Below are 5,930 nucleotides of genomic sequence, written 5' to 3'. Positions count from 1 at the left end.
CGAGTCGTCGACGGTGACGTGACCGATGTCGCCGGCACATCCCTGTGCCCCGCGGTGCAGGCTACCCCTCGTCACCAGGCCTGCCCCGATCCCCGATCCGACCTTCACATAGATCAGGTCGGCGTGCCCGTGCGCCAGGCCAGCGACACCGCGACATGCTGGCACCGACGGCGTGGGGCGACGGCGACCCCGAGGGCGTCCGGGTGCGGGGCTTCACCGGTTCGGCGGCCTGGAAGTACGTGGCGATGTTTCCGCCCGTGTCGCAGGGTCTCATCGACGCGGCATACCAGGACTTCGCGGACCGCTGGAACCCGATCCTGGACGTCTTCGACCAGGAGGGGGTCCGGTTCGCGCACGAGGTGCACCCGAGCGAGATCGCCTACGACCACTACACGACCGAGCGGGCCCTCGAGGCCATCGGGCACCGGCCCGCCTTCGGGCTCAACTGGGACCCCAGCCACTTCATCTGGCAGGGGCTGGATCCGGTGATGTTCCTGTGGGACTTCCGGGACCGGATTTACCACGTCGACTGCAAGGACGCCCGGCTGCGCATCGGCAACGGCCGCCGCGGGGTGCTCGGATCGCACCTGCCGTGGGCGGACCCTCGGCGGGGCTGGGACTTCGTCTCGACGGGTCACGGCGACGTGCCGTGGGAGGACTGCTTCCGGATGCTCAACACGATCGGGTATGCCGGGCCGCTCTCGATCGAGTGGGAGGACGCCGGGATGGACCGGCTGGTCGGTGCGGCGGAGGCCCGAGGGTTCGTCGCCGACTCGGTGTTCGACCCGCCGCTGCTGCCCTTTGATGCGGCGTTCTCGAGCGAGAGCAGGTCAGGGTCAGCTCGATCCGCGGCGCCCGACGCCTGAGACCGATGTTGTCGACGCTCCGGGTGGACGAGTCTTGCCGTGGCTGGCGGGAGGGACCCGGCGATGACGACGTGTCGACGACATGGCCGCTACAGACCGTCGTGGCCATCGCGCAGCGAAGTGATCATGCTCCGCAGGATCCGGATCGCGCCTGACTGCTCGGTCTCGGTCATGCCGGCCAGCATCCTGACCTCCACGGACCGGACCGCGACGGTCGCCGTCTCGAGGCGTCGTTGTCCTCGAGGCGTGAGCCGCGTGGGAAGGACCTTCCCGACGGGTGCCTCGGCGGGCCTGGTCACGTGTCCCTCTCGTTCCAGGGCCTGGAGCAGCACATTCATCGACTGCCGTGTGACGAACGCGCCCCGCGCGAGCTCGGAGTTCGACAAGCCCGGTCGTTGTGCCAACAGTTCGAGGCAGGCGTAGTGCGTCACGGTCATCCCGAGCGGTCGCAGCACCTCTTCCATGGCTGCGCGGAGCGTGCTCGACGCCTCTTTCAGCAGGTACCCCAGGGACGTCTGCAGGTCGACGCCGACACCGTGTTGACTCATGTCAGTACTCTGACATACATTGATGGATGTCAGATAACTGACACAACTGAAGGAGCACACCATGCCCGCCACCGGCCCTGACTTCATCTCACCGCAAGCCCGCGACCTCGTCGCCTCACAGGCGTTCTACGAGCAGTACCTCGGTCTCGTCCGTTCGCCGGCCGGGCCTCCGCACGCCGTCGTCTTCGAGACCCAGCCGATCGCGTTCGCCCTCCGCGACGTCGTCCCCGGCACCGATCTCGCATCCGTCGTTCAACCAGGCATCGGTGCCGCGATCTGGCTCCACGCCACAGACGTCCAGGCCATCCACGACTCTCTCGTCGCCGGCGGTCACACCATCGTCTCCGCACCGATCGAGGGCCCCTTCGGCCTGACGTTCACCTTCGCCGACCCTGACGGCTACCAGGTCACGCTCCACGACCGCGCCTGATGCGTCGAACGCCACCGGACGGGTCGCCGACTGGCCGGTCGGGAGGTCGTCGAGCTGGAGGTCGCGCAGGATGGCGACCTCGGCCATCATCGGGTGTCCGTCGCAGGCCATCTGCATCATCGCCGCGGACGGGAACGAGCAGCAGATGATCGTCGCGGGCACGTCGCGCCGGGCGTCGTTCGTCAGCGTGACCGCCCCGCTGACCACCGGTCCCGGCTCCGGGACCGCGCGCTCCCGGAAACGATCGAGGTCGTCCTCGGTCAGCCCCTCGAGGCTCACGCCCTGGCGCAGCTGCTCGAACGGCGGCAGCGGCACCTCGACGAGGTCGGTCGGCACGTCCGGAAGGAAGACCGCCCCGTCCGCGGTCGGGCCGCTGTCGACGTAGACGACCCGGGCCACCGTCGTCGGGTCGCGGTCGAGCAGCAGCGACACCGGCGTCCCGGCGCCGCTGTGGGCGACCAGCACGACGGGTGCGCCACCCGCGCCGGCCTCGGCGACGACCACGCCGAGGGCGTCGGCCTGCTGCTCGATCGTGGCCGAAGCCCGGGAAGGGTCGTCGGGGTCGAGACCGGGCAGCGTGACGGCCGTGACGACATACCCGCGGGCCTCGAGGGCGGTGGTGACGGCCTTCCAGGCCCACGCGCCGAGCCAGTGGCCGGGCACGAGGACCAGCGCGGGACGCATGGCGGGGTGGACGGTCTGAGCGGCGTCACTGGTGGTCTCCATGCCTCCATGATCCTTCGGGCCAGGGACAGACGTGTGTCACTATCTCCGTCACCATCTCTGTCGCTATCGACAGGTGAACCGCAGCGAACGCCTCCACGCCCTGACCGAGTCCCTCCGCCGGGTCGCTCCTCGCGGTCGCACGGCCGAGCAGCTCGCCGTGGAGTTCGAGGTGACGACCCGCACCGTCAAGCGCGACCTCGCGGCTCTCGCGGCCGGCGGGCTGCCGGTGTGGGGCCGCACGGGCCCGGGTGGCGGCTACGGACTCGCCGAGAGCAGCTCGTTGCCGGCGATCACCCTCACCGCAGCCCAGGCCGTCGCCCTCGTCGCGGCCGTCACCGCCTCTGCGCACGCGCCCTTCGCCGACTCCGCCCGGGCTGCGACCCGCAAGGTCCTCGACGCGCTCGACCCTGCGGCCCGCCGCCGCGTCACCGAGCTGTCCGGCCGGGTCTGGGTCGACGTGGCCCCGGGTGCGCCCCGGCGGACGATGTCGGTGCTCGAGCAGGCCCTGACCGACCAGGTGACGGTCAACCTCACCTACACCGATGCCACCGGCCGCTCCACCCGTCGTGAGGTCGAGCCGATGATCTTCGCCCTCACCGGCGGTCGCTGGCTGCTCGTCGGCTGGTGCCGGCTGCGCGACGACGTCCGGTGGTTCCATCTCTCTCGGGTGCGTGCGGCCTCCGCGACCCGGCGCCCCTGCTCCGGTCACGACATCGCCGCGATCGGCACCCCGCCGGGGACCGCGCGGACGGTGGGAGTGTGAGCTCAGTCAGGTTGTCCGGGCGCTCCGGTGGCTATGGACCCCGCCCAGCGCGCCACGACGGCATACAACGGGTCGCCGCGATAGTCGGGTCGGGACGGCGTCCGCAGGGTGGCGACCGGCTCGTCGAACATCCCGGTCGCCTCGACGTAGGCCGCGACGACGTCGCAGCGTCCGACGTCGTCGGTGGCCAGCCACCCGTGGACGGCCTTGGACGGGAAGCACCGGTTGGAGAAGGTGATGACGAGCGGGGCGCCGACCCGGAGGACCCGCGCGGCCTCGGCGAGGACCTCGACGGGACGGGTGAGGTAGTCGACGGACACGCAGCAGAGGACGGCATCGAAGGTCGCGTCCTCGAACGGCAGTCCCGGGTCGGCATTGAGGTCCTGGACGACGCGTTCGGTGGCCATCGGGTTGGCCTCCAGCTCGGGCCCGTTGAGCCCGAGGACGACCAGCTCCGACGGCGGGGTGCGCAGGTGCGAGACCCAGGAGGACATCAGGTCGAGCACGCGGGTGGGGGCGTCGGCCGACCCGTCGACACCGAGCTCGGCGTAGAGCTCGCCCACCGCAGCGATCGCCCCGGCGTCGATGTGCGTGACGAGTCGCGGCGAAGCGTAGAACCGGGTGTCCGTCCCCTCGTCGTCGCGGGCGAAGAACCCCTCGGGAAACACGACGGCAGGCTGGGTGCGGCTCGAGTCGGTGGCCATAGAGCCATGATCCGAGACGACGGCGAGGCGCGCCAGCGAGTCCTGTTGACAGCCGGGCCCTGGCCGCACGGCATACCTGGGCCGCACGGCATCTCCAGACTGCGCGAGGTGACGGACGACTGGCCCTTCGCGCTCACCTACACGGTGTTCTTCCTCGGCGCGCTCGCCCGCGGCAGCGCGACCTACCTCGCCGGCCGGGCGCTCCGCTCCGGCGGCCAACGCACGCGGCTGTCGCGCCACCTCGACCGTGAGTCGGTCCGACGGGCCGAGCGGGTCGTCGGCCGTTGGGGCGCACCGGCGGTCACACTCTCCTTCCTCACGGTCGGCTTCCAGACGGCCGTCAACGCCGCGGCCGGAGCCCTCCGTATGCCGTGGCGCCGCTACCTCCCCGGGGTCGTCTGCGGCGACCTCATCTGGGCGTGGGTCTACACGACGATCGGGTTCGTGGTGCTCGGGGCCGTGTTCGGCCGGACCCCGTGGCCGTGGGTGGTGGGCGCCGTTGTCGCCGTCGTCCTCGTGGTCGTCGCCACCGCGCTCGTCCGGCGTCGGCGGACGCCCGCCCTCGTGGACACGACACCGAAGCACGTTCCCAGTCTGGACACAGGTGACACAGGGGAACCTCCCAGTCGCTGATTCGTTGGATCCGTCGTGGACTTCTTCTCGAGCCCTGACCTGTGGATCGCCTTCCTCACGCTCTTCGCCCTCGAGCTCGTCCTCGGGATCGACAACGTGGTGTTCATCTCGATCCTCACCGGTCGGCTGCCCGAGGCGCAGCGCCCGCGGGCCCGCACCCTCGGGCTCGGCCTCGCCCTCGTGATGCGCATCGGGCTGCTCTTCGCGGCGTCGTGGGTCATCGGGCTGACCTCGCCGCTGTTCTCGATCGGCACGGCTGAGGTCCTGCAGATCTCCGGACGCGACCTCATCCTGATCCTCGGTGGGCTCTTCCTGGTCTACAAGGCGGTCACGGAGATCCACCAGAAGCTCGAGGGCGCCGAGGAGCACATCGGCGCCGGCACCGGGAGCGCCTCCTCGACGTTCGCGAGGATCATCGTGCAGATCGTCCTCATCGACGCCGTCTTCTCCCTCGACTCCGTCATCACCGCGGTCGGGATGGTCGACGAGCTCTCCATCATGATCGCGGCCGTCGTGCTCTCGATCGGGCTGATGATGGTGCTCGCCGGGCGGATCAGCGCCTTCGTCGAGCAGCACCCGACGGTCAAGATGCTCGCGCTCACCTTCCTCGTCCTCATCGGAGCGACCCTCCTGGCCGAGGGGTTCGACGTGCACATCGGGAAACCACTCATCTACGGTCCCATCGCGTTCGCGATCGCCGTCGAGGTGCTCAACCTCATGTACCGCTCGCGGGTCGCCAAGCGCCGCGGCACGCTCACCGAGCCGGTGCACCTCCATTCGCCGTATGCCGAGCTGTCCGGGGCGGCGGTCTCCGCCTCGGGTGCCCACTCCGTCTCGCTCGGCCGGGCCAAGGCCAAGGGCTCCACCAACCCGCCGCCGAAGGCTCGCAAGAAGGCCGGCGTCGGCCGTCGCCGATGACCGCCCGGTCGGCCGATGACGCGCTCGGGGGGCAGACCGGCACCCTCGGTCTCGCCACGGCATACACCTAGACTCGCGGCGTGCCCCGGCCCACCAAACGCCTCCGCCCCGCCTGGCAGTCCTGGCTGCTGATCATCGGCGCGGTCGTCGTCGGGGTCCTGCTCGTCGAGTCGAGGATCCGGCCGGCCGTCATCGCGGGTGTGATGATCGTCGTGGTCGCGCTGCTGATCATCCTGAGGATGTCGATCGAGACCTTCGGCGGCAACCGGCGCCGCTGAGCCTCCTGAACCGCGCACCCTCCCGAACCGCGCACCCTCCCGAACCGCTCAGGTCGTGGTCTGG

The 5,930-nt window shown here is 70.4% G+C and carries 8 protein-coding genes and 2 pseudogenes; 6 read left to right on the top strand and 4 right to left on the bottom strand.

Going from position 1 to position 5,930, the window contains the following annotated elements; all coding sequences use genetic code 11:
* Window positions 1-108, bottom strand: a 108-nt coding sequence (locus tag Q0R63_RS14405) for an ROK family protein (protein WP_366521139.1), incomplete at its 3' end; no start/stop codon positions are given.
* A gap of 32 nt (window positions 109-140) precedes the next feature.
* On the opposite strand from Q0R63_RS14405, the pseudogene Q0R63_RS14400 reads away from it, so the two are divergent.
* Window positions 141-866, top strand: a pseudogene (locus Q0R63_RS14400) (sugar phosphate isomerase/epimerase family protein); the annotation flags it as partial.
* An 89-nt stretch (window positions 867-955) separates the two neighbouring features.
* Here Q0R63_RS14400 and Q0R63_RS14395 read toward each other — a convergent pair.
* On the bottom strand, window positions 956-1,414 hold the full coding sequence (locus Q0R63_RS14395) for a MarR family transcriptional regulator (RefSeq protein WP_295698614.1): 459 nt from the start codon (window positions 1,412-1,414) through the stop codon (window positions 956-958).
* Between the two features lie 61 nt (window positions 1,415-1,475).
* On the opposite strand from Q0R63_RS14395, the gene Q0R63_RS14390 reads away from it, so the two are divergent.
* On the top strand, window positions 1,476-1,844 hold the full coding sequence (locus tag Q0R63_RS14390; RefSeq protein ID WP_295698616.1) for a VOC family protein: 369 nt from the start codon (window positions 1,476-1,478) through the stop codon (window positions 1,842-1,844).
* Window positions 1,845-1,994: 150 nt separating this feature from the next.
* Here the strand turns inward: Q0R63_RS14390 and Q0R63_RS14385 are convergent.
* Window positions 1,995-2,528: pseudogene (locus tag Q0R63_RS14385) on the bottom strand (alpha/beta fold hydrolase); the annotation flags it as partial.
* 115 nt (window positions 2,529-2,643) lie between these two features.
* Here Q0R63_RS14385 and Q0R63_RS14380 point away from each other — a divergent pair.
* The gene (locus Q0R63_RS14380; protein ID WP_295698612.1) at window positions 2,644-3,333 is read left to right on the top strand and encodes a WYL domain-containing protein; all 690 of its coding nucleotides are present in this window, start codon (window positions 2,644-2,646) and stop codon (window positions 3,331-3,333) included.
* Window positions 3,334-3,335: 2 nt separating this feature from the next.
* On the opposite strand, the gene Q0R63_RS14375 is transcribed toward Q0R63_RS14380, so the two are convergent.
* Window positions 3,336-4,037: a methyltransferase domain-containing protein gene (locus tag Q0R63_RS14375; RefSeq protein ID WP_295698609.1), complete on the bottom strand. Its 702-nt coding sequence runs from the start codon at window positions 4,035-4,037 to the stop codon at window positions 3,336-3,338.
* A gap of 108 nt (window positions 4,038-4,145) precedes the next feature.
* Here Q0R63_RS14375 and Q0R63_RS14370 point away from each other — a divergent pair, with 108 nt between their 5' ends.
* The 3 genes from Q0R63_RS14370 to Q0R63_RS14360 all read left to right on the top strand — a co-directional run bounded on the left by Q0R63_RS14370 (window position 4,146) and on the right by Q0R63_RS14360 (window position 5,866).
* Window positions 4,146-4,670, top strand: a complete 525-nt coding sequence (locus Q0R63_RS14370; RefSeq protein ID WP_295698605.1) for a VTT domain-containing protein — start codon at window positions 4,146-4,148, stop codon at window positions 4,668-4,670.
* Window positions 4,671-4,685: 15 nt separating this feature from the next.
* On the top strand, window positions 4,686-5,588 hold the full coding sequence (locus tag Q0R63_RS14365; protein ID WP_295698603.1) for a TerC family protein: 903 nt from the start codon (window positions 4,686-4,688) through the stop codon (window positions 5,586-5,588).
* An 80-nt stretch (window positions 5,589-5,668) separates the two neighbouring features.
* Window positions 5,669-5,866 carry a hypothetical protein gene (locus tag Q0R63_RS14360; RefSeq protein ID WP_295698601.1) on the top strand — a complete coding sequence of 66 codons (198 nt, stop codon included), beginning with the start codon at window positions 5,669-5,671 and terminating at the stop codon, window positions 5,864-5,866.
* Window positions 5,867-5,930 lie beyond the last annotated feature (64 nt).

Source organism: Lapillicoccus sp. (assembly GCF_025353065.1).
Lineage (GTDB): Bacteria > Actinomycetota > Actinomycetes > Actinomycetales > Dermatophilaceae > Lapillicoccus.
This window is presented reverse-complemented; position numbering and strand designations above follow the sequence as displayed.

What these genes read in the sequence shown, in the direction of transcription:
- Q0R63_RS14395 (WP_295698614.1), bottom strand. Translation starts at nt 1,414, where the DNA reads ATGAGTCAACACGGTGTCGGCGTCGACCTGCAGACGTCCCTGGGGTAC.
- Q0R63_RS14375 (WP_295698609.1), bottom strand. Translation starts at nt 4,037, where the DNA reads ATGGCCACCGACTCGAGCCGCACCCAGCCTGCCGTCGTGTTTCCCGAG.
- Q0R63_RS14390 (WP_295698616.1), top strand. Translation starts at nt 1,476, where the DNA reads ATGCCCGCCACCGGCCCTGACTTCATCTCACCGCAAGCCCGCGACCTC.